Source organism: Candidatus Erwinia dacicola (assembly GCF_001756855.1).
Classification (GTDB): domain Bacteria; phylum Pseudomonadota; class Gammaproteobacteria; order Enterobacterales; family Enterobacteriaceae; genus Erwinia; species Erwinia dacicola.
The window spans coordinates 1-1,403 of record NZ_MAYS01000455.1 but is presented as its reverse complement, the minus strand read 5'-3'; the positions used below and the strand labels follow the sequence as shown (position 1 = coordinate 1,403).

Annotated in this window: 2 protein-coding genes; both read left to right on the top strand. The window is 53.5% G+C overall.

Going from position 1 to position 1,403, the window contains the following annotated elements:
• Window positions 1–109: 109 nt before the first annotated feature.
• Window positions 110–292, top strand: coding sequence for a Trm112 family protein (locus tag BBW68_RS12200; protein WP_070135574.1), 183 nt, complete (start codon window positions 110–112; stop codon window positions 290–292).
• Window positions 289–1,035 (top strand): 3-deoxy-manno-octulosonate cytidylyltransferase, encoded by a 747-nt coding sequence (gene kdsB / locus BBW68_RS12195; RefSeq protein ID WP_070135573.1) that lies wholly within the window; start codon window positions 289–291, stop codon window positions 1,033–1,035. Before BBW68_RS12200 ends, kdsB begins: the two co-directional genes overlap by 4 nt.
• The last annotated feature ends 368 nt before the right edge of the window (window positions 1,036–1,403 follow it).

The window sequence follows — 1,403 nt, the reverse complement described above, 5'->3', positions numbered from 1 at the left end:
CACCACCTTGACGGATTCGACCGTTTTTTTTCGTGGACGGCCGGTAACTGCCTTAGTGCAGCTATGGTATTCTTAGAGATTGCAGAATAGGGTTCATTGCGGAGGAACCATGGATCATCGTTTACTTGAAATTGTTGCCTGCCCGGTATGTCATGGCAAACTGTATTACAACAAAAATCAGCAGGAGCTTGTGTGCAAACCAGACGGGCTGGCCTATCCGGTACGTGATGGTATTCCTGTACTGCTGGAAGTTGAAGCACGTACGCTGCCCCTAGAAGAGAGCCATCCATGAGTTTTGTGGCGATTATTCCGGCGCGTTTTGCCTCTACCCGCCTGCTGGGTAAACCGCTGGTGGATATTCACGGCAAACCAATGGTCGTCCACGTCATGGAACGCGCACTGGAGTCCGGTGCAGAACGTGTGATCGTTGCCACCGATAATCAGGACGTGGCGCGTGCTGTCACGGCAGCCGGGGGCGAGGTCTGCATGACCCGCCCAGATCACCAGTCAGGCACCGAACGTCTGGCGGAAGTGATTGAGCACTACCAGTTCGCAGATGACACGGTGATTGTCAACGTGCAGGGCGATGAGCCGATGATCCCACCAGTGATCATCTGTCAGGTAGCAGAAAATCTGGCTAAAAGCAGTGCCAGTATGGCGACGCTGGCGATGCCGATCGACTCTGCGGAAGAGGCTTTCAACCCAAATGCGGTGAAAGTGGTGCGCGATGCTAACGGCTATGCGCTCTATTTCTCACGTGCCACCATCCCATGGGATCGCGAGCGTTTTTCAGCCTCACGCGATACCATCGGCGACCACTTCCTGTGTCATATCGGGATTTACGGCTATCGTGCCGGTTTTATCCGCCGCTATGTATGTTGGAAAGCCAGCCCGCTAGAACAGATAGAACTGCTGGAGCAGCTGCGCGTGCTATGGTACGGCGAGAAGATTCACGTTGACGTGGCGAAAGCCATTCCCAGCGTGGGGGTTGATACTCTGGAAGATCTGCTGCGTGTCCGCGCGGTCATGCGTTGAGTTTTATCGGGGCGGCATTCGCCGCCCCGATCTACTGCCTGCAAATTTGATTCCATGCTGAGCAAATCACCACTTTCAGCGCCATTATAAGCGTGCCTGCTTGAAAGGAGGGCGGATGGAACAACTGCGATCTGAGCTCGAACTGGTACTTGGTGAAACCGTCAGCCTGGTTGAATGCATTAGCCAGCAACTCTATGCCAGTCTATACAATACACCTTCTATGATGACAGCGGCTATTCACTGCCGCTGGTAGCGAAATACTTCTCAATGAAAGGCATTGCAGCTCAGAAAGCCCACAAGCTGTCGATGCTGGCGCGTGAGCAACTGTCTTGATGGTAGGATTCATTCCATTGAACGTAGCGCCCTTA

Coding starts and splice junctions, on each gene's coding strand:
- kdsB (WP_070135573.1), top strand. CDS start 289: ATGAGTTTTGTGGCGATTATTCCGGCGCGTTTTGCCTCTACCCGCCTG.
- BBW68_RS12200 (WP_070135574.1), top strand. CDS start 110: ATGGATCATCGTTTACTTGAAATTGTTGCCTGCCCGGTATGTCATGGC.